The sequence below is a fragment of the Exiguobacterium sp. BMC-KP genome, from assembly GCF_001275385.1.
Classification (GTDB): Bacteria; Bacillota; Bacilli; order Exiguobacteriales; family Exiguobacteriaceae; genus Exiguobacterium_A.
In genome coordinates this window covers 1,681,449-1,704,615 of the sequence record NZ_LGIW01000015.1, presented here as the reverse complement: position 1 = coordinate 1,704,615, position 23,167 = coordinate 1,681,449, and the positions used below count along the sequence as shown (strand labels likewise).

The 23,167-nt window shown below is 47.3% G+C and carries 25 protein-coding genes and 1 riboswitch; of the genes, 18 read left to right on the top strand and 7 right to left on the bottom strand.

From position 1 onward, the window contains the following. Window positions 1–6 precede the first annotated feature (6 nt). From ADM98_RS14605 to ADM98_RS14590, 4 genes are all read left to right on the top strand, one after another. Window positions 7–1,308: a bifunctional metallophosphatase/5'-nucleotidase gene (locus tag ADM98_RS14605; protein WP_053454126.1), complete on the top strand. Its 1,302-nt coding sequence runs from the start codon at window positions 7–9 to the stop codon at window positions 1,306–1,308. A gap of 62 nt (window positions 1,309–1,370) precedes the next feature. After that, window positions 1,371–2,270: a lipoyl synthase gene (lipA, locus tag ADM98_RS14600; RefSeq protein ID WP_035406024.1), complete on the top strand. Its 900-nt coding sequence runs from the start codon at window positions 1,371–1,373 to the stop codon at window positions 2,268–2,270. Between the two features lie 94 nt (window positions 2,271–2,364). Further along, the gene (locus ADM98_RS14595; protein WP_053454125.1) at window positions 2,365–2,742 is read left to right on the top strand and encodes a YutD family protein; all 378 of its coding nucleotides are present in this window, start codon (window positions 2,365–2,367) and stop codon (window positions 2,740–2,742) included. 85 nt (window positions 2,743–2,827) lie between these two features. Further along, window positions 2,828–3,274, top strand: a complete 447-nt coding sequence (locus ADM98_RS14590) for a general stress protein (RefSeq protein WP_053454124.1) — start codon at window positions 2,828–2,830, stop codon at window positions 3,272–3,274. Window positions 3,275–3,310: 36 nt separating this feature from the next. On the opposite strand, the gene ADM98_RS14585 is transcribed toward ADM98_RS14590, so the two are convergent. Beyond that, window positions 3,311–3,586, bottom strand: coding sequence for a DUF3055 domain-containing protein (locus tag ADM98_RS14585; RefSeq protein ID WP_053454123.1), 276 nt, complete (start codon window positions 3,584–3,586; stop codon window positions 3,311–3,313). A gap of 35 nt (window positions 3,587–3,621) precedes the next feature. Beyond that, window positions 3,622–4,602: a class II fructose-bisphosphatase gene (gene glpX / locus ADM98_RS14580; RefSeq protein WP_053454122.1), complete on the bottom strand. Its 981-nt coding sequence runs from the start codon at window positions 4,600–4,602 to the stop codon at window positions 3,622–3,624. Window positions 4,603–4,753: 151 nt separating this feature from the next. Between glpX and ADM98_RS14575 the strand changes: the two genes are divergently transcribed. Together ADM98_RS14575 and ADM98_RS14570 are read left to right on the top strand one after the other, a co-directional pair. Next, a complete protein-coding gene (locus tag ADM98_RS14575; protein WP_029342419.1) occupies window positions 4,754–5,197 on the top strand; it encodes a DUF86 domain-containing protein in 444 nt (147 codons plus the stop codon). Window positions 5,198–5,203: 6 nt separating this feature from the next. After that, window positions 5,204–5,968, top strand: coding sequence for a TIGR01457 family HAD-type hydrolase (locus tag ADM98_RS14570; RefSeq protein ID WP_053454121.1), 765 nt, complete (start codon window positions 5,204–5,206; stop codon window positions 5,966–5,968). A 42-nt stretch (window positions 5,969–6,010) separates the two neighbouring features. Here the strand turns inward: ADM98_RS14570 and ADM98_RS14565 are convergent, their stop codons facing one another. Beyond that, entirely contained in the window at window positions 6,011–6,238 is a 228-nt protein-coding gene (locus tag ADM98_RS14565; protein ID WP_012371190.1) for a NifU family protein, read from the bottom strand. Window positions 6,239–6,347: 109 nt separating this feature from the next. On the opposite strand from ADM98_RS14565, the gene ADM98_RS14560 reads away from it, so the two are divergent. Further along, a complete protein-coding gene (locus ADM98_RS14560; RefSeq protein WP_053454120.1) occupies window positions 6,348–6,644 on the top strand; it encodes a DUF1462 family protein in 297 nt (98 codons plus the stop codon). Window positions 6,645–6,683: 39 nt separating this feature from the next. Here ADM98_RS14560 and ADM98_RS14555 read toward each other — a convergent pair whose 3' ends face one another. Then, window positions 6,684–7,736 carry an NAD(P)/FAD-dependent oxidoreductase gene (locus ADM98_RS14555; RefSeq protein ID WP_053454119.1) on the bottom strand — a complete coding sequence of 351 codons (1,053 nt, stop codon included), beginning with the start codon at window positions 7,734–7,736 and terminating at the stop codon, window positions 6,684–6,686. 92 nt (window positions 7,737–7,828) lie between these two features. Here ADM98_RS14555 and ADM98_RS14550 point away from each other — a divergent pair, with 92 nt between their 5' ends. After that, a complete protein-coding gene (locus tag ADM98_RS14550) occupies window positions 7,829–8,062 on the top strand; it encodes a YuzB family protein (RefSeq protein WP_023469141.1) in 234 nt (77 codons plus the stop codon). 72 nt (window positions 8,063–8,134) lie between these two features. Here the strand turns inward: ADM98_RS14550 and ADM98_RS14545 are convergent, their stop codons facing one another. Further along, window positions 8,135–8,701 carry an ECF transporter S component gene (locus tag ADM98_RS14545; protein WP_029342415.1) on the bottom strand — a complete coding sequence of 189 codons (567 nt, stop codon included), beginning with the start codon at window positions 8,699–8,701 and terminating at the stop codon, window positions 8,135–8,137. Between the two features lie 154 nt (window positions 8,702–8,855). After that, a riboswitch (FMN riboswitch) is annotated at window positions 8,856–8,997 on the bottom strand. A gap of 111 nt (window positions 8,998–9,108) precedes the next feature. Between ADM98_RS14545 and ADM98_RS14540 the strand changes: the two genes are divergently transcribed. From ADM98_RS14540 to ADM98_RS14525, 4 genes are all read left to right on the top strand, one after another. Then, window positions 9,109–9,459 carry a HesB/IscA family protein gene (locus ADM98_RS14540; protein ID WP_053454118.1) on the top strand — a complete coding sequence of 117 codons (351 nt, stop codon included), beginning with the start codon at window positions 9,109–9,111 and terminating at the stop codon, window positions 9,457–9,459. 118 nt (window positions 9,460–9,577) lie between these two features. Further along, window positions 9,578–10,444, top strand: a complete 867-nt coding sequence (locus ADM98_RS14535) for an NAD-dependent epimerase/dehydratase family protein (RefSeq protein WP_053454117.1) — start codon at window positions 9,578–9,580, stop codon at window positions 10,442–10,444. Next, window positions 10,441–10,944: a GNAT family N-acetyltransferase gene (locus ADM98_RS14530; protein ID WP_053454116.1), complete on the top strand. Its 504-nt coding sequence runs from the start codon at window positions 10,441–10,443 to the stop codon at window positions 10,942–10,944. Before ADM98_RS14535 ends, ADM98_RS14530 begins: the two co-directional genes overlap by 4 nt. Then, window positions 10,941–11,426: a GNAT family N-acetyltransferase gene (locus ADM98_RS14525; protein WP_053454115.1), complete on the top strand. Its 486-nt coding sequence runs from the start codon at window positions 10,941–10,943 to the stop codon at window positions 11,424–11,426. Before ADM98_RS14530 ends, ADM98_RS14525 begins: the two co-directional genes overlap by 4 nt. 151 nt (window positions 11,427–11,577) lie before the next feature. Here ADM98_RS14525 and ADM98_RS14520 read toward each other — a convergent pair whose 3' ends face one another. After that, a complete protein-coding gene (locus ADM98_RS14520) occupies window positions 11,578–12,576 on the bottom strand; it encodes an NAD(P)/FAD-dependent oxidoreductase (protein ID WP_053454114.1) in 999 nt (332 codons plus the stop codon). Window positions 12,577–12,819: 243 nt separating this feature from the next. Here ADM98_RS14520 and ADM98_RS14515 point away from each other — a divergent pair, with 243 nt between their 5' ends. The 6 genes from ADM98_RS14515 (at window position 12,820) to ADM98_RS14490 (ending at window position 21,044) form a co-directional block, all read left to right on the top strand. After that, on the top strand, window positions 12,820–14,031 hold the full coding sequence (locus ADM98_RS14515) for an NAD(P)/FAD-dependent oxidoreductase (RefSeq protein ID WP_053454113.1): 1,212 nt from the start codon (window positions 12,820–12,822) through the stop codon (window positions 14,029–14,031). 81 nt (window positions 14,032–14,112) lie between these two features. After that, on the top strand, window positions 14,113–14,430 hold the full coding sequence (locus ADM98_RS14510) for a YuiB family protein (RefSeq protein WP_053454112.1): 318 nt from the start codon (window positions 14,113–14,115) through the stop codon (window positions 14,428–14,430). 101 nt (window positions 14,431–14,531) lie between these two features. After that, window positions 14,532–15,389 carry a glucose PTS transporter transcription antiterminator GlcT gene (gene glcT, locus ADM98_RS14505; RefSeq protein WP_053454111.1) on the top strand — a complete coding sequence of 286 codons (858 nt, stop codon included), beginning with the start codon at window positions 14,532–14,534 and terminating at the stop codon, window positions 15,387–15,389. 217 nt (window positions 15,390–15,606) lie between these two features. Beyond that, complete coding sequence (gene ptsG / locus ADM98_RS14500; RefSeq protein ID WP_023469131.1) at window positions 15,607–17,130, top strand: glucose-specific PTS transporter subunit IIBC; 1,524 nt, start codon at window positions 15,607–15,609, stop codon at window positions 17,128–17,130. 130 nt (window positions 17,131–17,260) lie between these two features. Beyond that, the gene (gene ptsG, locus ADM98_RS14495; protein ID WP_053454110.1) at window positions 17,261–19,372 is read left to right on the top strand and encodes a glucose-specific PTS transporter subunit IIBC; all 2,112 of its coding nucleotides are present in this window, start codon (window positions 17,261–17,263) and stop codon (window positions 19,370–19,372) included. Window positions 19,373–19,526: 154 nt separating this feature from the next. Continuing rightward, window positions 19,527–21,044 (top strand): MDR family MFS transporter, encoded by a 1,518-nt coding sequence (locus tag ADM98_RS14490; RefSeq protein WP_053454109.1) that lies wholly within the window; start codon window positions 19,527–19,529, stop codon window positions 21,042–21,044. 107 nt (window positions 21,045–21,151) lie between these two features. Here the strand turns inward: ADM98_RS14490 and ptsP are convergent, their stop codons facing one another. Continuing rightward, entirely contained in the window at window positions 21,152–22,876 is a 1,725-nt protein-coding gene (ptsP, locus tag ADM98_RS14485) for a phosphoenolpyruvate--protein phosphotransferase (RefSeq protein ID WP_047393452.1), read from the bottom strand. Between the last annotated feature and the right edge of the window lie 291 nt (window positions 22,877–23,167).

Genomic DNA, 23,167 nt, shown 5'->3' with positions numbered 1-23,167 from the left:
TTCTGCATGAAGTTACACATCATTCACTATAATGATTTGCACTCACACTTCGACATGTGGCCTCGCTACATGTCCTTCGTCAAGGAACACCGGACGTATGATTCGCTCGTTTTTGATCTCGGCGATCATGCGGACCGTGTGGATCCAGCGACGGAAGCGACAAAAGGAAAAATCAATACGCATCTGTTGAATGCGTTGATGCCAACTGCAGTGACGATTGGGAACAATGAAGGTATTACGTTTCCGCACGACTGGTTAGCGGATCTCTATACGGAAGCAGACTTTCCGGTCCTCGTCTCGAATTTAGAGGCATCGTTTGCGAAGCAAGGTGTTATTCACGAATTACCGACCGGAAAAGTTGGTGTCTTTGGTCTGACGGCGCCTTATATCGAGCTATATGGTTTGCTTGGTTGGACGATCGAAGAACCGTTTGAGGTTGCAGCACGCGAAATCGAGCGGTTGCGTCAAGAGGTCGACGTCTTGATTTGCTTAAGTCACCTTGGTTTCTATCAAGACGAAGAACTCGCGATGCGTTTTCCAGAGCTTGATTTAATCATCGGAGCGCATACACATCATGTCCTCGATGACGGTGTCGTCAAGAACGGTGTCTTAATCACGCAAGCCGGAAAACACGGTCAATATGCGGGTGAGATTTATATGAACACAGATACGGGTGAGAAAGAAGCAGTGCTTCATTCCCTACACGATTACGTCGAGGATGAGGCAACAGCGAAATTACTCGATCGAGAACAATATCTGGCAGAACAACAGATGAAGGAACCGATTGGCGAGACAGCGGGTCTAGCCAATGATTGGTTCAGTGAGTCGCCGTTTTCGCAGTTGCTCGTCGAGACGATGCGCGACTGGTGTGAGGCAGATATCGCTTGTGTACCAGCCGGTATTCTTCTCGGGTCGCTTCCACCAGGTCCCGTCTCTGCCTTTGATTTACATCGACTCTGTCCACACCCGATCAATCCTTGTAAAGTGACGATGACGGGAGTGGAAGTACAAACATTCCTCGATGAAGTCAACACAGATCAGTTCGAGCACTTAAAGGTTCGTGGTCTTGGTTTCCGAGGAAAGTTGATGGGGCGGATGCACTATGCTGGTTTGGCAGATCATCAACCGCTTGAGCCAACTCGCGATTATTCTGTCGCCTTGCCGGATATGTTTACGTTCGGTCCATTATTCCCAGCAATCAAAGAGATGCCAAAAGAATATTTCATGCCTGAATTGTTGCGTGATTTGTTATTTGAACGCTTATCGGAGAAGTCGGAATATAATGAATTGCATGTTCGCAAACCCTGATTGTTTGTTATACTAAAGCAGACATGAATTGACTTTTTGGGGATGAAGGGGGAAGCGAAACCATGGGACGCGGAGAAATCCAACGTAAACCGGAATGGTTAAAAATCAAGCTGAATACGAATGAGACCTACACAGAATTAAAGAGTATGATGCGCGAGAAAAAGCTACATACTGTCTGTGAGGAAGCAAAGTGTCCGAATATCCACGAGTGTTGGGCAGTACGCCGGACGGCGACGTTCATGATTCTTGGAAGTATCTGTACACGTGCGTGCCGTTTTTGCGCCGTGACGACAGGACGTCCGAACGAACTCGATCTCGAAGAACCAAAACGGGTTGCAGAATCCGTTCGTTTGATGAATTTGAAGCATGCGGTCATCACAGCGGTTGCTCGCGATGATCTAAATGATTTCGGAGCAGGCGTTTATGCTGAGACGGTTCGTGAAGTTCGTCGGATGAACCCGGAGACTTCAATCGAAGTCTTACCTTCAGACATGGGTGGGAACTTCGAAGCTCTGAAAACCTTGATTGACGCACAACCAGACATCATGAACCATAACATCGAGACGGTCCGCCGTCTGACACCGACCGTCCGTGCAAAAGCCACATACGACCGGACACTTGAATTCCTTCGTCGTTCGAAGGAGCTCGCACCTGAAATTCCAACGAAGTCGAGCTTGATGCTTGGTCTTGGTGAGACATGGGAAGAGATTCTCGAAACGATGGATGATCTTCGCGCAAACAACGTCGATATCATGACGATCGGTCAGTATCTCCAACCGACGAAAAAGCACCTCGACGTCATCAAGTACTATACGCCACAAGAGTTCGCTGAATTGAAACAGATCGCGCTTGGTAAAGGTTTCTCACACTGTGAAGCTGGTCCACTCGTTCGTTCATCGTATCATGCAGATGAGCAAGTCAACGCAGCGAAAAAGAATAAAACAGCACTTCCGATCGACTAACGATCAACAACCGTTCGAGCAGCTGACTCGGACGGTTTTCGTCTGTCAGGAGAAATGGAATATGCTATGATAAGAACAGCAGGAGGTGGGAATAATGATACAAGTCAATCGGGAACGTTATGAGGTCGTCGAAGAGAAACGGGAAGGCTTTAATGAGGAAGCCTTCATCGGTCGTTTCAGCGATGTCCTTGAGAAATATGATTATATCGTGGGCGACTGGGGGCACGGTCAATTACGACTACGTGGCTTCTATGAGGATCAACACGAGAAAGCGACATTCGATACGAAGATTTCGCATGTGGCCGATTATCTCTACGAATACTGTAACTTCGGATGTGCCTATTTCATCGTCAAGAAGGTCGGATTGGTAGAAGGAGAAGAAGCACCACCTCGCTTCGACGGTTCTTCATCCAATACGTTGAAGTTGAAACGGAAGTTCGCACCTGCACCAGACAAGGTGGAAGGCGAGTAATCAAACTGTCATACAGAAAAGCGTTTCTAGTGGAGAGAATTCGGCTATTACTATAAGTATCACGTACCTATAGGGGGAACTATCCATGCGAATCGTTGGAATTTACTCATCCGTACCAGAAGTCGTCAGTGCCGTGCACGATCTCCGTGTTGCCGGGGTCGTATCGACTGATTTAAAAGTATTAGCGCACGACAAATACGATCTCGAACAAATCGAGGAATTAGCGGATCTAAACAATCAACAGACATCAACGCGTCTGTCGCAGGAAGATCATCGTAATTTGTGGCAGGAAATTAAGAGCATCTTCAAAAAGGATGATGCGACCTCTCATGGAGACGTCATTCGAGGAAGTGGCTTAACGAAAGAAGACGTCGATCGCGCGAACCATGCGGTCGAAAGTGGTCAGTTCGTGTTACTCGTCGGTGATGAAGCGGATCAGCATTCGGAACGCCGTGCCCATGACGAGTCAGACAATACGAATGTCTTCAGCGGACCAAACACACTAAATGAACGAAACGATCGTCTCTTATAAGACAAAAAAGCCTTCGTCCCGCGACGAAGGCTTTTCTCATAGACCGATATAAGCGCGCAGATACATCTCGAGTTCCGTTGCCGCATCGTCTTCGACGTCAAACGCCGTTGCGATATAGCCGGGTTCATCGAAATCATCAGCGCCGATGATTGCATAACGATTCGATAAGAGATTCAAAACAAGAACCTTACCGTAAAAATGTTCCGAATGCGTGATGGCGAGATCAAAACGACTTGCTTCGCCAATCCAACTGACGAAGCGTGTCTTCGTTTGTTCGACATCATCATATAAAAAATCACGTTCTTCCATCATCCAGCTTCCCTCATTTCCCTAACGTCTGTTTCAGATTAAAGGGTTTGGGGGACTTTTTGCAAGTACGGTTTGCGTGACAAGCTATGCTCGGCGATCACTTTTCGGATTGTCCGTGTTTTCGAACGCATGACGAGGGATGTCGTTTCAACGATATCATCCGTCAAGAACTTCACGCCATCGAGCATTTCGCCTGTCGTGACGCCTGTTGCTGCGAAGATGCAGTCGTCGCTTTTGATCAGGTCGTCGAGCGTTAAGAGCTGAAGTGGATCCGCTAGACCCATTCGGATGACGCGAGCTGTTTCTTCTTCGTTCATCGGGTGTAAGCGTGCTTGCATGTCGCCACCCATCGCTTTGACAGCGGCAGCCGTGATGACACCTTCAGGAGCACCGCCTGTGCCGATAAAGATATCAATTCCTGTCGCGGGAGAGAGTGGCGCGATTCCAGCTGAGACATCACCATCTTCAAACAGACGAACGCGAGCGCCCATCCGCATCGCGGCTTCGCGGAAGTGATCATGACGTGGGCGGTCTTGCATGATGACCGTGACGTCCTCAATCCGTTTATTGTTATATTGTGCTGCTTTTTCAATAATGACTTCAAGTGGATCATCGAGCGAAACATGTCCCTTCAAGTTCGGACCGACCGTCAATTTATCCATATACATATCCGGTGCGTGGAGCAGGGCGCCTTGATCGGCGACGGCGATGACGACCATCGCATTGCCAAGTCCTTTAGCGACGATATTCGTTCCTTCGAGCGGATCGACCGCGATATCAACGATTGGACCGTTCGCTGTTCCGACACGTTCGCCGATGAAGAGCATCGGTGCTTCGTCGAGCTCGCCTTCACCGATGACGACTGTTCCGTTCATGTTGACCGTGTTCAAGACTTCACGCATCGCAGTCGTTGCTGCATCATCCGCTTCATTTTTCTTACCGCGACCAATCCATTGAGCAGAAGCTAGTGCTGCTGCTTCCGTAGCGCGTACGATTTCCAGTGCGAGTTCCCGTTCCATGTATATAACCTCCACGTCACCAATGTGACATACTATTTTCAGTAAAAATCTAAATTGAGGATAACACATTGGGGAATGTGATGCAAATGACCTTTCTGCTTTTCAGGATTGCCGGATAGCGATAAAATGGAGGATGTGAGGGGGAATGAAGATGTATTTCGTCAATCGTCAAAAAATCGAAGAGACGGTCGTCTGTTATGAGACGGCACTTCGACAAAGTAAAGAAGTTACGGGGGATCCGGTGACGACGGCACTGGCTATGGAACGGATTGGTTTTTTAGTCATCGAGAGTGTCATCGACATCGGAAACAGTATGATTGATGGATTCATCATGCGGGATCCGGGAAGTTATGAAGATATCATCCTCATCTTAGAAGATGAGAAGGTCATCGATGGACCGCTTGCGACGAGTCTCAAGAAGCTCGTTGCGTTACGTACGTTGATCGTCCGGTCATTCACAGAGTCAAGTATGGCGGAGATTCGGGCGGTACTAGAGACAGAGGAAGCAGAACTACGTCGTTTCCCGGAAGCGATTCGTCGGTATATCGAGACAGAACTCGGACCGGTGTCTGCATTTTTACCAAACGAGGAGTGAGTCAGAATGAAGGCAAAAGGCTATTTATTTGATTTAGATGGAACGATGTATAATGGAACGGAACCGGTGAAAGAAGCGGTCGATTTCGTCAATCGTCTGCAAGCAGAAGGGATTCCGTATTTGTTCGTGACGAACAATGCGTCAATGACGGCAGAAGCCGTGGCGGAGAAGTTACGCGGGATGGGTGTTCATTCTGATGCGAAGCACGTCTTGACGAGCGCGATGGCGACAGGTCGCTATATCGCTGATTTGTCACCGAAAGCGCGCGTCTATGCGATCGGAGAAACAGGACTAATCGATGCGCTTGAACGAGAAGGGTTAGATGTCGTCGCAACCGAAGCAGCAGATTACGTCGTTATTGGACTCGATCGTCAAATCACGTATGAAAAACTCGCTGTTGGTGCTCTGGCGATTCGTGCCGGTGCGCGATTCATCTCGACGAATGGTGATATCGCGATTCCGACAGAGCGTGGTTTCTTACCAGGGAACGGTGCCTTGACAGCGGTCCTACGCGTGACGACGGAGAAGGAACCGTTCTTCATCGGTAAACCGGAACCGGTCATGGTTGATATCGCAACGGAGATGATTGGTCTGTCAAAAGAAGACGTCATCATGGTCGGCGATAACTACCATACGGACATTCTCTTCGGAATCAATGGAGGCATCCGGACGATGCACGTTAATTCTGGCGTCCATACACCAGTCTTCATTCAAGGGCAGGATCGTCAACCGACATATATGGTCGATACGTTAGCTGAATGGATTCTGTGAATCAAAAAATCCCGAACGAGAATTCGTTCGGGATTTCATGTATTAGAAGACTTGTTCGACTTCAACGACGCCAGCGACTTCTTCAAGAAGGGCACGTTCGATACCGGCCTTCAATGTGATTGTTGAACTTGGGCAGCTACCACAAGCTCCCATCAAACGGAGTTTTACGATTCCGTCTTCTACATCTACGAGTTCAACGTCTCCTCCATCACGAAGAAGGAACGGACGCAATTTTTCAAGAACTTCATTCACTTGATCAAACATTTCCATGCGTAAACACATCCTTTCGTATAGTTTCATTGTAACAGGGTTGAAAAATGTTCTCAATCTGGAAAACTTGTATACTAAAGAGGAGTGAATTGAAAAGGGGGACTTCAAGATGGAAATCACGGTTTACGGAACAGCAGTCACTTGTCCGAGTTGTGTCGGGGCACCCAGCTCGGAAGAGACGTTCAGCTGGTTACAAGCCGTACTCGGGCGGAAATATGAGCAAGCGATGACGTTACGTTATATCGATTTCGAGACAGCAGCAGCGGATCAATGGACGGAAGCGCTGAAAGAAGATGTCTATTTTTACCCGTTGATTGTTCTAGATGACGAGATGATTGACGAGGGGTACGTTAAATTAAAGACGATCACGGCGGCGATTGATGCGAAGTTAAGTCAGGCGGGGTGAACGAAAAAAGAGGTATCCCGAGTCGGATACCTCTTTTACTCATTTAATCTTTTTATGTTTCCATAAGACACCGGACTTCAAGAGACGTGGGACTTTTCCTGTCAGCGCCTGTTTACCCATGACGATTCCGAACCCGTCTGATTTTCCGAGTGATCCGAGCATTCCGCGCAGTTTGATTTCTGGCAACTTCGGTAATTTTTTACCTTGCCACTTGGCTTGCAAGACATCAACGACTTGTTCTGCCTGATGTTCTGCGAGTTGACCACTTGGTGCATACGGTAGACTTGCGCAATCACCGATGACGAATAGATTATCGTATTCCGGTACATGATGGTGGTCTGTTAATTTGATTCGACCACCACTGTCCGCAGCAAAACCGAGATCGCGAACGACTTTGACCGGTTGTGTACCCGCCGTCCAAATCGTTAAGTCGGATGGGTACGTATCGTCGCCGTTACGCACGTCGTCTGCCGTGACGAGCGTGACGTTCGAATTGTTGATGACTTCAACGTCATGCTCCTCGAACCATTCTTGAACGTAAGAAGAGACTTTGTCCGATAAGAACGACAAGACGGATGGTCCGCGGTCGAACAACCGGATCGTTAAATCTTTCCGGCTCTCGTGCAGTTCACTGGCAAGTTCGACACCGGATAGACCAGCGCCGACGATTGAGACGACAGACCCTGGTGAGAGTCCGCAAATGGCTTGCTGTGTCTTTCGTGATTCTTCAAGTGTCTGGATGCTATATGTAAATTCTTGAGCACCCGGAATGTTATGGTATTTATCCTCGCAACCGAGAGCGATGATCAAGTCATCATAAAATAATTCTGATCCGTCCTGCAGATGGACCGTGTTCGTCTCGGGTGAGATTTTGATGACATGTCCATATTTATAGGTAAGATGTTTCCCCTCCGGAAATTCAATCCGGACATCCCGATCTGATAATGTACCTGCTGCGAGTGCATAATATTCCGTTTTGAGTGCGTGGTACGGTAGACGGTCAACGAGCGTGACGGCAACTTCCTCGTCCTTGAATCGCTCACAAATCCGCATTCCACCATATCCTCCGCCAAGTACGACCAATTGCTTCATAACGTAAAATCCCCCTTAGTTCCCCTAAATCAGTCTGACCTTGTATAATACGACATGAGGCAGGTCGTTTCCTGCTTGAAGGAGGAAAAAAAGTGAATCCGATTATTGAATTTTGTATTAGTAACTTAGCGGCTGGTACACAGGTCGTCATGGAACAACTCGAACGTGACCCGAATGTTGACGTCGTCGAATACGGTTGTCTCGGCTATTGTGGTATTTGTTCGCTCGATCATTTTTGTCTCGTTGATGGTGAGACCGTCGTAGGCGAAACACCGGAAGAGTTGCTCGAGAAGATTTACCTGAAAATCGAAGAGAATGAGCTGTGAGCATAGCTAAAAAATCCCCTCGTTCGTTTGAACGAGGGGATTCGTGTCCGTCAGCGGGCGCAGCTTTTCGGATTAAGCAGATTGTTGACGGCGCATCATCCATGGTCGTAGTTTCAAGAACAATGGAATGAAGAGTGCCGAGATAAACAGTGCCTTGATGACGTTAAACGGTAAGATACCGGCTGTGATCGCTGTCCATTTGACAGCTGGATCCGCCATATAGTCCATACCTAGGAACCATGCATACGCTGGAAGGATCAAGATATAGTTGAGGATCGCAAGACCAAGTGCCATCGTGATCGTACCAGCGACGAGACCTGTTGCGAGACCTTGTGTTGATTTCTTTTTGTGGTAGAACCAGCTGACAGGTAGTACGAATGCAACGCCTGCAGCGAAGTTAGCGAATTCTCCGACCGGAACACCACTTCCGCGGAAGATATAGTACAACACGTTCTTCAATGCTTCGACGATGACACCTGCGACCGGTGAGAACATGATCGCTGCGACGAGAGCAGGAACATCACTGAAGTCGATCTTCAGATAGTTCGGTAAGAACGGTAGTGGAAAATTGATAAGCATAAGAACAAACGAGATTGAACCTAACATTGACAGAGTGACCATTTTTTGTGTGCGTTTCATACGAGTATTGTCTCCTTTTGCTCGTTCCTCTCGATGAAGTATTGGCATGACTGCGACCATAAAGAAACCCCCATTGATGAAATCAACAGGGGAGAAGTCCGCATTAAATAAACCTAATCGATTATTGCAAAATCGATCAAATTCAAACTCATGCCGCCATCTTCTCCCATCCAGACTATACTGTCGGCTCCTGAATTACACAGAATCAGCAAATAGCGCCCTATTCGCTCGCGGGCTTCAACTCATATGAGTTGTTTACCGCCGGTCGGGAATTTCACCCTGCCCTGAAGATGGAACGATTATTTTATTGTACATACCATTTATACAACGAATTCAAGATGGTTTCAAGCAACTAGGTTTCGATTCGCTCAAAAGTTGCGTATACTAAAGAAAAGGAAGGTGATGACATGATCCATTTAACGGAGGCAGCAGCGTTACAAGTCCAGGACATGATGGCGCAGGCACCAGCAGATGAACGAAATCTTCGGATGCTCGTCCAAGGTGGTGGATGTAGTGGTCTGTCGTACGGAATGGGATTCGATCAACAAAAAGAAACGGATCTCGTTTTCGAACAGCACGGCGTGACCGTCATCGTGGACGAAAAAGATTATCCGGTCGTCAAAGGACTGGAAGTCGATTATAAACAGTCAATGCTTGGCGGTGGATTCACGATCACGAATCCGAATGCCATCGCAACATGTGGTTGCGGAACTTCATTCCGTACGGCAACGAATGCCGGTACACCGGGTGGTTGTTGATTGATACAATCGTGGACATCGTCCACGATTTTTTTATTGTCTACATACAGGAGACCTGTTCCGTTGACTCGAAATATTACAGAGAGTGAATGCTACTACGAATAGGGAGGGCTTCAGGATGAGAAAAGTATTGATCTTCGGGGGAACACGTTATTTCGGACGGCGCTTAGCGATTCGCTTAGCCGATTCGGGAGATGATGTGACGATCGTCACACGCGGCGAGCATACTCCACCAGTCGCGAAGGGCTTGACATTCTTTAAAGGAGACCGGACATCAAGCAGTACGATGAAGGACTTGAGTCAACAGCACTGGGATGTCATTTATGACAACATCTGCTTCACGCCGTATCAAGCCAAGCTCGCAATCGACGAATTTGAAGGAAAAGTCGGACGGTATGTATTGACGTCAACGATGTCTGTTTATGAAGACGGTGGAGCGAATATTACGGAACGCGCCTACAATCCGTTTCCCGGAAAATATGATCTTGAGAAGGAACATGGTTATGGGGAAGGAAAGCGCCAAGCGGAGAGTTATTTCTTCCAACGCGCGACATTCCCTGTGGTTGCTGTTCGTTTCCCGGTTGTCCTCGGACCAGATGATTATACGGAACGACTTGTCTTCCATATCAAACGGGCGCTTGACGGTCGTCCGATCGTTGCCGAAAACACGTATGCGAAGATGGGCTATATCTCAAGTTATGAAGCAGCAGCCTTTCTTGAGTGGTGTGGTCGTTCAGAGATGACAGGTCCGATCAACGCTGCGAGTGACGGGGTCTTATCAATTGAAGACCTGATGGATAAGATTGACCGTGTCGCAGGAACGACAAGCCAACTCGTTAGCAAAGGGGAGGACGAGTCGCCCCTAGCGCCAGAACGCGATTTCTATATGGACACGACAGCTGCGAAACAAGCAGGCTATCTGTTCCAACATATTGATGACTGGCTCGATCGTTTGATTGAAGAGGAGGTGCGTAATCACCAATGATGCAGTTGATGAAGCCAACCCTCGCATGGGAAACAGAGTACCGTGCCTTTTTGGAAGACTGGCGAAAGTCAGGTGAAACAATCGTACCGGAAGCAGTCGGGGATACGTATGAGCCGCTTGCTACCTATTTCGCGGAGCTTAAAGAAATGGAAACGACAGTCAGACCGGGTCTTGTCACGCATTCGACGTATTGGATGGTCGACGGGGAACGGATTGTCGGAGCGTTGAACTTTCGGCATGATTTGACGGAGAACTTGAAGTTGTACGGCGGACATATCGGATATGGCATCCGACCATCCGAGCGTCAGAAGGGGTATGCGACGACAGGTCTTCAACTTGCGCTTGAAGAAGCGAGTAAACGAGGACTGGATCAAGTGCTATTGACGTGTGGTGTTGATAATCTCGCATCACGTCGTGTCATCTTAGCGAACGACGGACAGGAAATCGAACCGACTGTTCGCAATGGACGCGAGACACGTCGCTTCGTCATTGCGTTATGAAGATTCGTGAAGCACGTCTTGAAGAGGCGTCGGCCATTGCTCGCGTTCATATCAACGCTTGGCGGGAGACGTATCAAGGAATCATCCCTGATTCTTATTTAGCACAGTTATCTTACGAGAAACGGACGAAACAATGGGAGCAGACGTTAGTCGACCAACGTGTCTATATCGCTATGTCAGAAGAGGAAGTCGTTGGCTTTGCGCAAGGTGGACCGAGTCGAAGTGATGCGCGTGAAGGGGAGTTGTACGCGATTTATGTATTACGGAGATCTCAAGGACTGGGACTTGGAAAAGCGTTGTTTCAACGTATTGCTTCTGACTTAGTAGAGTATGGAACTATGCAGGTCGCTGTTTTGCAGGATAATCCAGCATGTCGATTTTACGAGCGATTCGGTGGTCAGGTCATTGAGGAATCGATGATTGAGCGCGGTGGAGTGGAGATCGTGCAACGGGTTTACCGGATTCCAGTTCAAATGGATTGAAAGATCGTACGTATGAATCGTGCTTTTTCTTCCTGTAGGAGTCGAAGATATGGGGGCACGCCCTAGCGTAATTCTATGAAAATAAGAGGTCGGGCTCCGGTATGTATTCCGGAATCCGACCTCTTATCACTTATAGTCAATTACATGTATCTTAAGAATGATTCGTTACTTTTTCGAACAAGCTAGTTGAGTGTTGCGGGTGACGAGCAGATGGGTCGACGAGAAGTTTCGCCTGATTGACAGCAATCGGAGCTTCACCGAAGCCAGTTGCAATCAGTTTGACGCGTCCTTCGTAAGTCGCGATATCACCACAAGCGAAGACGCCGGGAATCGCTGTCTCCATCTTCGAGTTGACGCGAATCGAGTTCCGTTCGAATTCGACTTCCCATTCTTTCAATGGTCCGAGTGACGAGACGAAACCGAAGTTACAGACGACATCATCAGCAGCGACGACGACGACTTCTCCACTTTCAGCATGCTTGAACGTCATCGTTTCGATGTGCGTCTCACCTGTGACCGATTCAAGCGTATATGGCGTCATGACGTTGACGGACGAATCGTGTAACAGTTCGACCGAATGTTCATGGGCACGGAACTTATCGCGACGGTGGACGAGCGTGACGGATTTTGCAATCGGTTCAAGCATCAAGGACCAGTCGACTGCGGAATCGCCGCCACCAAGTAAAACGACTTGGCGATCCTTAAAACGTTCCATGTCGTTGACGAAGTAGTGCAAGTTCGTTTCTTCGAAGCGCTCCGCGTCAGCGACGCCGAGTGGACGCGCAGCAAACGAACCGTTTCCTGCCGTCAGAATGACAGTCTTCGTATAATGCTCGCCTTTGTTCGTGACGAGGCGGATGATTCCATCATCCATACGTTCGTAAGCGATGACCGTTTCTCCGAGCACGTATGTCGGATCAAATTCATTCGCTTGTTCAAGTAGACGATCGACCAGTTCCTGCGCTTTTACTTTCGGAAAACCGGCGATATCGTATATATATTTTTCAGGATAAAGCGTAGCGAGTTGACCACCTAATTGAGGTAGACTCTCGATGACCTTCGTCTTCATCTGGCGCATTCCTGAATAAAACGCGGTGAACAGTCCGACTGGACCGCCGCCGATGATCGTGACATCATATGGTTGGTGCATCTGATTCCCTCCTAGCGTTGGATAGGTCTATTATATAGGAAATAGGGGGTTCAGGTGCAAGTGCGGGACATCTCACATTTTTTTAAGGGAATTTACATTTTTCTTTTGCAATCATTCCTAAAAAGTGTTTCAATAGGCTTATAGACATGTGAACATTATTTGAACAAAATTTTTGAGCATTCGTCTGTAATTGAATGTGAAGAAAATCACAACAAAACTACGATTCGTAAGGAGTATCAGAACATGAACACACCTAACATTGTTATTCTTGGAGCAGGCTACGGTGGATTGATCACAGCAGTCAACCTTCAAAAGAAACTCGGCGTCGATCAAGCGAACATCACGTTGATTAACAAACACGACTATCATTACCAAACAACTTGGTTGCACGAACCAGCTGCAGGTACGATGTCTGCGGAGCAAGCGCGCATCTACATTAATGATGTCATCAACCCGTCTCGCGTCAAGCTTGTCAAAGGGATCGTCGAGAAAGTCGACACGGCTGCAAAAACAGTTCTTTTACAAGATGGCGGAACAGTTCCTTACGATTACGTCGTCGTTGCTCTCGGTGGTGTTCCTGAAACATTCGGTATCAAAGGATTGAAGGAACACGCGCTGACGATCAGCTCGTTGAACAGCGTCCGTAAAATCAAGGAACATATCGATTACTCATTCGCACAGTACAAAACAACAGGATCACAAGATCGTTCACTCTTGACGATCGTCGTTGGTGGTGCTGGATTTACAGGAATCGAGTTCATGGGTGAACTCGTCAACCGTATTCCAGAACTGTGCAAACAATATGATATCCCACGCGAACTCGTTCGCGTCGTCAACATCGAGGCAGCACCAACAGTCCTTCCAGGATTCGACGCTGATCTCGTCAACTACGCACACAAATGGCTTGAGCGCCAAGGCGTCGAGTTCAAACTCGGTAACGGCATCAAGGAATGTGGACCAGGAAGTGTCACATTCGGTCCGCTTCAAGGCGACACTACTGAAACGATCGAAGCAAGCACGATCATCTGGACGGGTGGCGTCAGTGGTAACCCAGTCGTTGCAGCATCTGGATTTGAAGCGATGCGTAACCGTGTCGTCGTCGAAGAAGATCTTCGTGTTCCAGGACACGACAATGTCTTCATGATCGGTGACTGTTCAGCAGTCATGGATCCAAGTTCGAACCGTCCGTACCCTCCAACTGCACAAATCGCGACACAACAAGCACACAAAGTCGCTGAGAACATTGCAGCACTCATCACAGGACGTCAAACATCGTCGTTCACGTATGAGAACAAAGGAACAGTCGCTTCACTTGGTCACAAAGACGGCATCGGCATGGTCTTCGGTAAGAAGATCTACGGTCGCAACGCATCGTTCATGAAAAAAGTCATCGATAACAAACACTTCTTCGAACTGAAAAAGCTTGGTCTTGCGATCAAAAAAGGGAAGTTCTAAGTTCACGTTTTAGGCAAATGTACACTCGTGCATTTGCCTTTTTTGTCGGTTATACTAGAAGAGATTCAAAGGGGGAACAGTATGCATATCATTCAAGCCGTGATCGGGAGTGTTCTTTATCTCGTCATGTTCTTTAGTATCGGATTCATTTTAAACATGTTGTTGCGGAGTACATGGGTGATGCTCGTACTCTATCCGATCATCATCATCATGATGATCGACAACCAATCAACGCTCGAATACTTCACGAATGCACGTGAAGCGATTCCGAATCTCGGAGACCGGATTGCTGGTCTACAGGCAGCGGATATCACGATGTTCGCAGCTGGTTTTGCTGGAATCATCATCGCCGGTCTATCTATTCGTTTCTTGCGTAAGAGCGGTTACCAAATGTTTTAAAGTCTACTTGAGTAAGTAGGCTTTTTTCGTGTCTGAAAAACCGTTATAATAAAAACAATGTCTTTAAATAAATGTGTAAGAGCAGATTGGGTTGAGAGCGAATGGATAAACAAATGTACCACGTTATCAAGGTATTGAATAATAATGTCGTCATTTGTTCGACTGGTGCGAATCAGGAAGTCATTATCCTCGCGAAAGGGATTGGCTTCGGTCGGAAGCCAGGCGATCAACTGACAGATCTCGACAAGTTGGAAAAAGTCTACACGTTGAAGGATAAAGAAGAACAGGATCAATATAAGGCGCTCGTCGGTCATCTGGATGAGAACTTCATTGCACTGATGAACGAGATCGTTTCGATGATTGAGACCCGTTTTGGTAAACGAGTCGATGAGCATATCCATATTGGATTGACGGATCACTTGACGTTTACGTTCAAGCGACTAGAACAGGGAATGGAAGTCACGAATCCATTTCTTGCCGAAACGGAAGCTTTGTATCCGGAAGAGTATGCACTTGCTGAAGAAATCGTCGAATTCATAAGTGCTGAGATGAATTTTTACTTGCCTCCAGCCGAGACAGGGTTCATTGCACTTCATATTCATTCAGCGACGAACTTCAAAGACGTACTCGAAGTCAACCGCCATCATCAGCTCGTCGGTTTAATTGCTAGTCATATCGAACAGCGACTGGGGATTAAAATCGACCGAAAATCGCTTGATTACAAGCGTCTGATTCGGCATCTTCGTTCAGCGATTGAAAGGGTTTCCAATGGGGAGTATCTAGAGGCTCCAGAAAAAGTAGAAAAGCTATTGCGTGAAGAATATCCGCTATGCTATGATACTGCTTGGGAGCTGATGTCCATCATGGAACGTCAGTTGAAGAAAGCGGTACCGCGCGGTGAGGCGACGTATCTTACGATGCATCTGCAACGCTTAGTGCAGTACGATTCAGGTAAATGACCGCACGGACTACGTGTTACTGATACGATCAGGCATGAGTGGGATGTCGGGCAAGAAGCTTTATTTCCGTTATTCAACGGGATAAGTCTATTGTCTACAATCCGCTCGTGCCTGATTTTTTTCTGTAAAAAAACGGTCAGATGTCTGACTTTTTTCGTCTCAATCATTGGCATTATTCATCATACTTCGCTCTTAACAGGAAAAGGAGGAAACACACATGTTCAAACAGATTTTTGCTGTTCTTCAACGTGTCGGTAAAGCGTTGATGCTTCCTGTAGCGATTTTGCCAGCTGCCGGTATCCTACTCGGATTCGGTAACGCGATGCAAAATCCGAACTTGACATCAAAACTCGAGTTCTTAAAAAATGATGCAATCATCAAGGTTGCAAAATTGATGGAAGCAGCTGGGGATATCATCTTCGGTAACTTAGCACTCTTATTCGCGGTCGGTGTCGCAATTGGTCTTGCAGGGGACGGCGCAGCCGGACTTGCAGCAATCGTCGGATTCTTGATCATGAACAAAACGATGAGCGTATGGCTCGGCGTTACACCTGAAATGGTCGCTAACGGTCAAGGATATGCAAACGTACTCGGTATCCCAACACTTCAAACTGGGGTATTCGGTGGTATCATCATCGGTCTGATCGCAGCTTGGGCGTACGGGAAGTATCATAATCTCGAATTGCCACAGTTCCTTGGATTCTTTGCTGGTAAACGTTTCGTTCCAATCGTCACAGCAGTTGTTTCATTGGTTGCAGGTCTTGTTCTCGTATTCGTCTGGCCGTTCGCGCAAGATGGCTTGAACTCGTTCTCGCACTTCATGATGGAGAAAAACCCAACACTCGCAGCATTCGTCTTTGGTCTCATCGAACGTTCGTTGATTCCATTCGGTCTTCACCATATCTTCTATGCACCATTCTGGTTCGAATTCGGTTCGTACAAGAATGCAGCAGGAACAGTCGTTCATGGTGACCAAGCGATCTTCTTCGCACAATTGAAAGACAACGCAACATTAACAGCTGGTACGTTCATGACTGGTAAATTCCCGTTCATGATGTTCGGTCTTCCAGCAGCAGCACTTGCGATGTACCACGAAGCTCGCCCTGAGCGTCGTGCAGTCGTTGGTGGTCTTCTTGGATCAGCAGCACTTACAGCTTTCTTGACAGGTATCACAGAGCCAATCGAATTCGCATTCTTGTTCGTAGCTCCAATCTTGTTCGCAGTTCACGCAGTCTTCGCAGGTCTTTCGTTCATGACAATGCAATTGTTGAACGTTAAGATCGGTATGACATTCTCTGGTGGTTTGATCGACTTCCTTCTCTTCGGTGTTCTTCCAGGACGCACGCAGTGGTGGCTCGTTATCGTCGTCGGTCTTGCACTTTCTGTCATCTACTACTTCGGATTCCGTTTCGCAATCCGTCAGTTCAACTTGAAAACACCAGGTCGTGAAGATGAAGTTCAAGAAACATCATCTGTTCAAGGTTCTGAACTTGCTGAAGGTATCCTTGATGCACTCGGTTCTGAATCGAACATCAAACACTTAGATGCTTGTATCACACGTCTTCGTGTCGAAGTTCTCGACAAATCAAAAGTTAACAAAGATGAGTTGAAAAAATTAGGTGCTGCTGGTGTCCTTGAAGTTGGTAACAACGTTCAAGCAATCTACGGACCGAAATCAGACAACATCAAGTCTGAGATCCAAGCCGTCATCGCATCACGCAAACAAGAAAAAACAGTCTAATGTTTTTAGGAATGAGTCCTTCTGTGGAAGGGCTCATTTTTTTTGGAAAAATCTTTTAGAATCGTTTTGCGCTAGAATATTTTAGGGTATGAACTAAGTAGTTTGTTTAAATAAAGGAGGGAATATACGCATGTGGAAAAACGTGTTTGGTGTCTTACAGCGGATTGGTAAGGCCCTGATGTTACCGGTAGCGATCTTACCGGCAGCGGGGTTATTGCTTGCGTTCGGGACAGCGTTTCAAAACCCGAACTTAACGCAATACTTGCCATTCCTCGAAAATGATTCGCTAGTCGTCATCTGGCGAGTCATGCAGGATGCAGGTGATATCATCTTTGCAAACCTCGGATTACTGTTTGCCGTCGGGGTCGCGATTGGTCTTGCGAACGGAGAAGGGGTCGCCGGCTTAGCAGCCATCGTCGGTTTCTTGATCATGAACAAGGTCATCAGTTCATTCTTACAGATTACACCCGAAAAAATCACGGAAGCACAAAAGGCGAGTGACTTGTCGTATGCGACGGTCCTTGGGATACCGACCTTGCAGATGGGGGTATTCGGAGGGATCATTGCCGGTTTGATAGCAGCGTACAGTTATAATAAATTCTTTAAAATCAAACTACCTGATTTCCTCGGATTCTTTGCAGGAAAACGTTTTGTTCCGATTGCCACTGCTTTATTCAGTCTTGTCGCAGGTTTTGCGCTCTCGTATATTTGGCCACCAATCGGGACAGGCATCAATACGTTCTCAAAAACAATCATTGAAGCAAATGAACCGCTGTCTGCCTTCATCTTTGGACTCGTCGAACGTTCGTTGATTCCGTTTGGACTTCACCATATTTGGTATTCAAGTTTTTGGTTCCAGTTTGGTGAATATACGGATAAAGCCGGAACGATTATCAACGGGGATCAGCGGATCTTCTTCGCACAATTAAAGGATGGTGTACCATTCACGGCAGGAACATATATGACCGGGAAATATCCATTCATGATGTTTGGTCTGCCGGCAGCCTGTCTTGCGATGTACCATACTGTTGCGAAGGATCGTCGTAAAGCCGTCGAAGGTTTGTATTTCTCGGCTGCCTTGACTTCTTTCCTAACTGGTATCACTGAGCCAGTTGAGTTTTCATTCGTATTCGTTGCACCACTCTTGTTTGCTGTTCACGCAGTCTTTGCTGGACTTTCATTCATGATCATGGATTTATTGAACGTCAAGATCGGGATGACGTTCTCGGGTGGATTGATTGACTATACGTTATTCGGAATTCTACCGAACCGAACCTCGTGGTGGCTCGTCATTCCAGTCGGTCTTGTCTTCGCCGTCATCTATTACTTCGGATTCCGTTTCGTCATCACGAAGTTTGATCTAAAGATTCCGGGACGCGAAGCGATTAAAGAAGGTGCCGCTACCTCAACGGCACAAGCAGGCGATCTACCGTATGAAATTCTACAAGCATTCGGTGGTCCATCAAACATTAAACATTTAGATGCTTGTATCACACGACTTCGGATTACGGTCAATGATAAATCAGGCGTCAACAAAGAGCGCTTGAAAGAACTTGGTGCTGCCGGTGTTCTTGAAGTCGGAGATAACGTCCAGGCGATCTTTGGACCGAAATCCGATGGTATCAAGACAGAGATGGCAGACATCATGAAAGATCCAAACTATAAACCAAAAGAAACACCGGAAGCTGATCCAATTCCACAAGTACCAACAGGGGATGAGGCACGGACATCTGGAAATGGTGCAGTAGATACCGGTCCACTCGCTGGAGATCGTGGTGGGGCTTACGTGCCTGAAGATGGATATGTCGCACCGCTAAGCGGTATCATTCGTTCTCTCGATGATGTACCGGACCAAGTCTTTTCCGGTCGCATGATGGGTGACGGATATGCAATCGAACCAACGGAAGGATATGTCGTCTCTCCGGTTTCTGGTGAGATCACGACGTTCTTCCCTACGAAACATGCAATCGGAATTCTTGCGGATAATGGAGATGAAATCTTAATCCACATCGGTATTGATACGGTGTCACTCGAAGGAAAAGGATTCGAGGCGTTGGCGAAAGCCGGCGATCGTGTCGAACCGGGGACACCACTTCTCAATGTCGATCTTGAACAAGTACGACCACTCGTACCATCATTACTGACACCAATCATCGTCACAAACAGTGGCGATCGAAAAGTCGACGTTGATGTCGGACGGACGGTCGAAGCCGGAGAAGCGATTTCGTATCGAGTAGAATAAAGAAGAAAAGCGACGGATCGCCCTGAGCGATCCGTCTTTTTTTGTGTGAAACGATCGTAGAGCACATTTGATAATGAGATTTTGCACATATGATGATACAATGAGTTAGCTATTATAAGAGTTAGCTAATTTTTTTGAGAAATGAGGTGCGTCGATGTCTTCGACTACAACAAAAACGAATACGACACCTGTCGTCATCGGATTATTGATTGGGATTTTAGTCGCGGCGATGGATAACACGATCGTTGCGACAGCGATGCCGACGATCGTCAGTGAACTGAATGGGTTTGATCAGTATGCATGGGTCACGTCGGCTTACATGATCGCAACCGTTGCTGGGATGCCGATCTTCGGTAAACTGAGTGACATGTATGGAAGAAAACGCTTCTTCCTCTTTGGAATGCTCCTCTTCATGGTAGGGAGTATCTTGTGTGGAATGGCAGACTCGATCATTGAATTGTCTGCCTATCGTGCCTTGCAAGGGCTCGGTGGTGGGGCGTTGATGCCAATTGCCTTTACAATCATCTTTGATATCTTCCCACCGGAAAAACGGGGAAAAGTCAGTGGGTTGTTTGGAGCGGTCTTCGGTATCTCGAGTATCTTCGGACCGTTGCTTGGTGCCGTATTGACGGATTCCCTCGACTGGCGCTGGGTGTTTTATATCAATATCCCACTCGGATTGATTGCTCTTGGTCTCGTGACAGTTTTCTATCAGGAATCACCGGTGCACCGGACACAGAAAATCGACTACGTCGGTGCCTTTACGCTTGTCGCCGGATTAGTTTTATTCTTACTCGCGCTCGAAATGGGTGGCAAAGAGTATGCATGGTCTTCGCCACAAATTCTTGGTCTGTTCGGAGCAGCGCTAGTCGCGTTCGTTGCCTTCGCATTTGCTGAACGACGTGCTGCGGATCCCGTCATTACGTTCAGTCTATTCCCTCGTCGCTTATTTGCGGCAACACAGGGCGTTGCGTTCTTTTATGGATTCGTCTTCATCTCGGCGAGTGTATTCATTCCAATCTTCGTGCAAGGTGTCTTTGGTGGCAGTGCGACGAACTCCGGTCTGATCCTGATGCCGATGTTGATTGCCTCAGTCATCTCGGCGCAACTTGGTGGACAGTTGCCGAACAAGTTTGGATTCCGAAACGTCATGATTGTCTCGGCTGTCTTTTTCTTACTCGGTGTCTATCTCCTCAGTACGATGACGCTTGATACATCCCGAACTGCAGTCACGATCTATATGATCATTCTCGGCTTTGGGGTTGGATTTAGCTTCTCCTTGCTGAATTTAGCGAGTATCAATGGAATCGAGATGCAACGTCGTGGCGCAGCGACCTCGATGGGGTCAACATTCCGAACAATCGGGATGACGCTTGGTGTCACGGTTCTTGGAATCATTCAGTCACGAACGTTTACGTCAGCTGTCTCCGATCGGTTGCCGCAAGGTGGAGCGCCGTCGGGTGGACAATTCCCAACGGCTGATGCGTTTGCGAAGATGCCACCAGAAGTTGCGACAGCGATTAAGACGTCTCTTGCAGAATCGATCTCAACCGTCTATTTCTGGGCATTGATTCCAGCAGTGCTTGGTGTCATCTTTATCTTCTTGATGGGGAACGAGCGTCCGATTTTATCGGAACAAGCGGCTCCGGAAAAGAAAAAACAAGCTCAATAATCATGTTTAAACAACGTCTTCTTTCTTATTAGAAAGGGGCGTTGTTTTTTTGTTTTAATAAGACAAAAAAAGACGAACCTGGATTTCTCCAGATTCGTCTACAGGAATTATTTTTTGATATCGAATGTCGTGCTGAGGAAGTCGACGACTTCTTCTGCTGTATCCATATCGAGAACTTGCTCAACGATTGCTTCACATTCTGACTTGTTGAGGCGTGTCATCAAGCTACGTGCGCGAAGGACAGATGATGCTGACATCGAGAACTCATCAAGACCAAGACCAAGAAGGATCGGAAGTGCCAATTCTTCTCCGGCCATCTCACCACACATGCCGACCCATTTGCCTGCTTTGTGTGCTTCAGTGATGACGTTGTTCAAGAGGTTCAAGATCGCTGGGTTGAACGGTTGGTAAAGGTATGATACTTTTTCGTTCATCCGGTCTGCTGCCATCGTATATTGAATCAAATCGTTCGTTCCGACTGAGAAGAAATCGACTTCTTTTGCGAACTGACGAGCCATGACCGCAGTTGCTGGGATCTCGACCATCATACCGACTTCGATGTCTTCTGATACTGTAACGCCTTCAGCTTGGAGATTTGCTTTCTCTTCAAGGAGAAGTGCTTTTGCAGCACGGAACTCTTCAATCGTTGCGATCATCGGGAACATGACAGCGAGTTTGCCGTATGCACTTGCACGAAGAAGTGCGCGCAATTGCGTACGGAACAAGTCTGTTTGATCGAGACAGAGACGGATCGCACGGTAACCGAGGAACGGGTTCATCTCGTGTGGGAGATCAAGGTACGACAATTCTTTGTCGCCACCGATATCGAGTGTCCGGATGACGACTTTTTTATCGCCCATTGATTCGAGAACCGTTTTGTATGCTGTGAACTGCTCGTCTTCCGTTGGGAACGTCTCTGCATCCATGTAGAGGAATTCCGTACGGTAGAGACCGACTGCTTCTGCACCGTTCTCAAGAACGCCTTTGACATCGTTTGGTGTACCGATGTTTGCAGCGAGCTCGACGTGATGACCGTCAGCTGTCATTGTTTTTTCATTCTTGAGTTTTTTCCACTCTTCTTTTTGTGCGATGTATGCTGCACGTTTTGCTTCATACTCAGCCACTTGCTCTTCGCTTGGGTTGACGATGACGTCACCTTCCGCACCATCAAGGATGAGAAGATCGCCGTGCTTAACGTCCGTTAAAACAACTTTTGTTCCGACGACTGCTGGGATTTCGAGTGAACGTGACATGATGGCAGAGTGCGATGTCCGGCCACCAATGTTCGTTGCGAAACCTTTTGCATATTTACGGTTCAATTGAGCTGTATCTGAAGGCGTCAAGTCTTCCGCGATGATGATGACTTCTTCGTTGATTTGAGCTGGAGTAACGAACGTGATACCAAGAAGGTGAGCCATCGTCCGTTTTGTAACGTCACGGACGTCTGCTGCACGTTCGCGCATGTATTCGTTATCCATTGATTCGAAAATCATGACCATCATGTTCGCGACTTCATCGAGTGCTTTCGCAGCATTTGCTTGTTCGTCCTCGATTTTTGCGTTCACCTGACTAACGATTTCCGGATCTTCTAAAATAAGAAGGTGAGCTGAGAAAATCTCTGCTTTATCTGGACCTAATTCTTGTAAGGTATTTTCACGAATGACTTCGAGTTCCGTCTTCGATTTTGCAATCGCTGCTTGGAAACGTTCTTTTTCCGCAGCTGCATCCTCGATTTTGTGCGATGGAATTTCAAAGACCGGTGTTTCCATCACGAATGCCTTTGCAATCGCGATCCCTGCAGAAGCGCCAATTCCCTTGATATGTTGTGCCATGTGCATTACCCTCTTTTCAGTAAGTTTTTTTAACGCGACGACTTCGTTTCTTAGCTATCTATAGATACCCATAAACGCCTCTCTCTTAACGAGCCTTCTGCGTACTCTTCCTTGAATGAAAACGTAGACATTTCCCGGAACAGCAAACGCATCGTTTCTTGAAGTGTCTCAACATTTCACCCGTTTAATCCTATCATATTGTGAAACGAGCAACAATTGTTTGAAACCAAGCATTTCGACAAATTGTCGAACAGAAGTAGTGAAAGCGTTTACGATAAGTCGAGAGGCTAT

Bases quoted from the DNA above. Each gene is read 5' to 3' on its own strand.
- ptsG (WP_053454110.1), top strand. From the start codon at position 17,261: ATGTGGAAAAACGTGTTTGGTGTCTTACAGCGGATTGGTAAGGCCCTG.
- ptsG (WP_023469131.1), top strand. From the start codon at position 15,607: ATGTTCAAACAGATTTTTGCTGTTCTTCAACGTGTCGGTAAAGCGTTG.
- ADM98_RS14540 (WP_053454118.1), top strand. From the start codon at position 9,109: ATGATCCATTTAACGGAGGCAGCAGCGTTACAAGTCCAGGACATGATG.
- ADM98_RS14595 (WP_053454125.1), top strand. From the start codon at position 2,365: ATGATACAAGTCAATCGGGAACGTTATGAGGTCGTCGAAGAGAAACGG.
- ADM98_RS14565 (WP_012371190.1), bottom strand. From the start codon at position 6,238: ATGGAAATGTTTGATCAAGTGAATGAAGTTCTTGAAAAATTGCGTCCG.
- ptsP (WP_047393452.1), bottom strand. From the start codon at position 22,876: ATGGCACAACATATCAAGGGAATTGGCGCTTCTGCAGGGATCGCGATT.
- ADM98_RS14590 (WP_053454124.1), top strand. From the start codon at position 2,828: ATGCGAATCGTTGGAATTTACTCATCCGTACCAGAAGTCGTCAGTGCC.
- glpX (WP_053454122.1), bottom strand. From the start codon at position 4,602: ATGGAACGGGAACTCGCACTGGAAATCGTACGCGCTACGGAAGCAGCA.
- ADM98_RS14585 (WP_053454123.1), bottom strand. From the start codon at position 3,586: ATGATGGAAGAACGTGATTTTTTATATGATGATGTCGAACAAACGAAG.
- ADM98_RS14515 (WP_053454113.1), top strand. From the start codon at position 12,820: ATGAACACACCTAACATTGTTATTCTTGGAGCAGGCTACGGTGGATTG.
- ADM98_RS14490 (WP_053454109.1), top strand. From the start codon at position 19,527: ATGTCTTCGACTACAACAAAAACGAATACGACACCTGTCGTCATCGGA.
- glcT (WP_053454111.1), top strand. From the start codon at position 14,532: ATGGATAAACAAATGTACCACGTTATCAAGGTATTGAATAATAATGTC.
- ADM98_RS14560 (WP_053454120.1), top strand. From the start codon at position 6,348: ATGGAAATCACGGTTTACGGAACAGCAGTCACTTGTCCGAGTTGTGTC.
- ADM98_RS14535 (WP_053454117.1), top strand. From the start codon at position 9,578: ATGAGAAAAGTATTGATCTTCGGGGGAACACGTTATTTCGGACGGCGC.
- ADM98_RS14525 (WP_053454115.1), top strand. From the start codon at position 10,941: ATGAAGATTCGTGAAGCACGTCTTGAAGAGGCGTCGGCCATTGCTCGC.
- ADM98_RS14570 (WP_053454121.1), top strand. From the start codon at position 5,204: ATGAAGGCAAAAGGCTATTTATTTGATTTAGATGGAACGATGTATAAT.
- ADM98_RS14530 (WP_053454116.1), top strand. From the start codon at position 10,441: ATGATGCAGTTGATGAAGCCAACCCTCGCATGGGAAACAGAGTACCGT.
- ADM98_RS14545 (WP_029342415.1), bottom strand. From the start codon at position 8,701: ATGAAACGCACACAAAAAATGGTCACTCTGTCAATGTTAGGTTCAATC.
- ADM98_RS14605 (WP_053454126.1), top strand. From the start codon at position 7: ATGAAGTTACACATCATTCACTATAATGATTTGCACTCACACTTCGAC.
- ADM98_RS14575 (WP_029342419.1), top strand. From the start codon at position 4,754: ATGTATTTCGTCAATCGTCAAAAAATCGAAGAGACGGTCGTCTGTTAT.
- ADM98_RS14555 (WP_053454119.1), bottom strand. From the start codon at position 7,736: ATGAAGCAATTGGTCGTACTTGGCGGAGGATATGGTGGAATGCGGATT.
- lipA (WP_035406024.1), top strand. From the start codon at position 1,371: ATGGGACGCGGAGAAATCCAACGTAAACCGGAATGGTTAAAAATCAAG.
- ADM98_RS14520 (WP_053454114.1), bottom strand. From the start codon at position 12,576: ATGCACCAACCATATGATGTCACGATCATCGGCGGCGGTCCAGTCGGA.
- ADM98_RS14510 (WP_053454112.1), top strand. From the start codon at position 14,113: ATGCATATCATTCAAGCCGTGATCGGGAGTGTTCTTTATCTCGTCATG.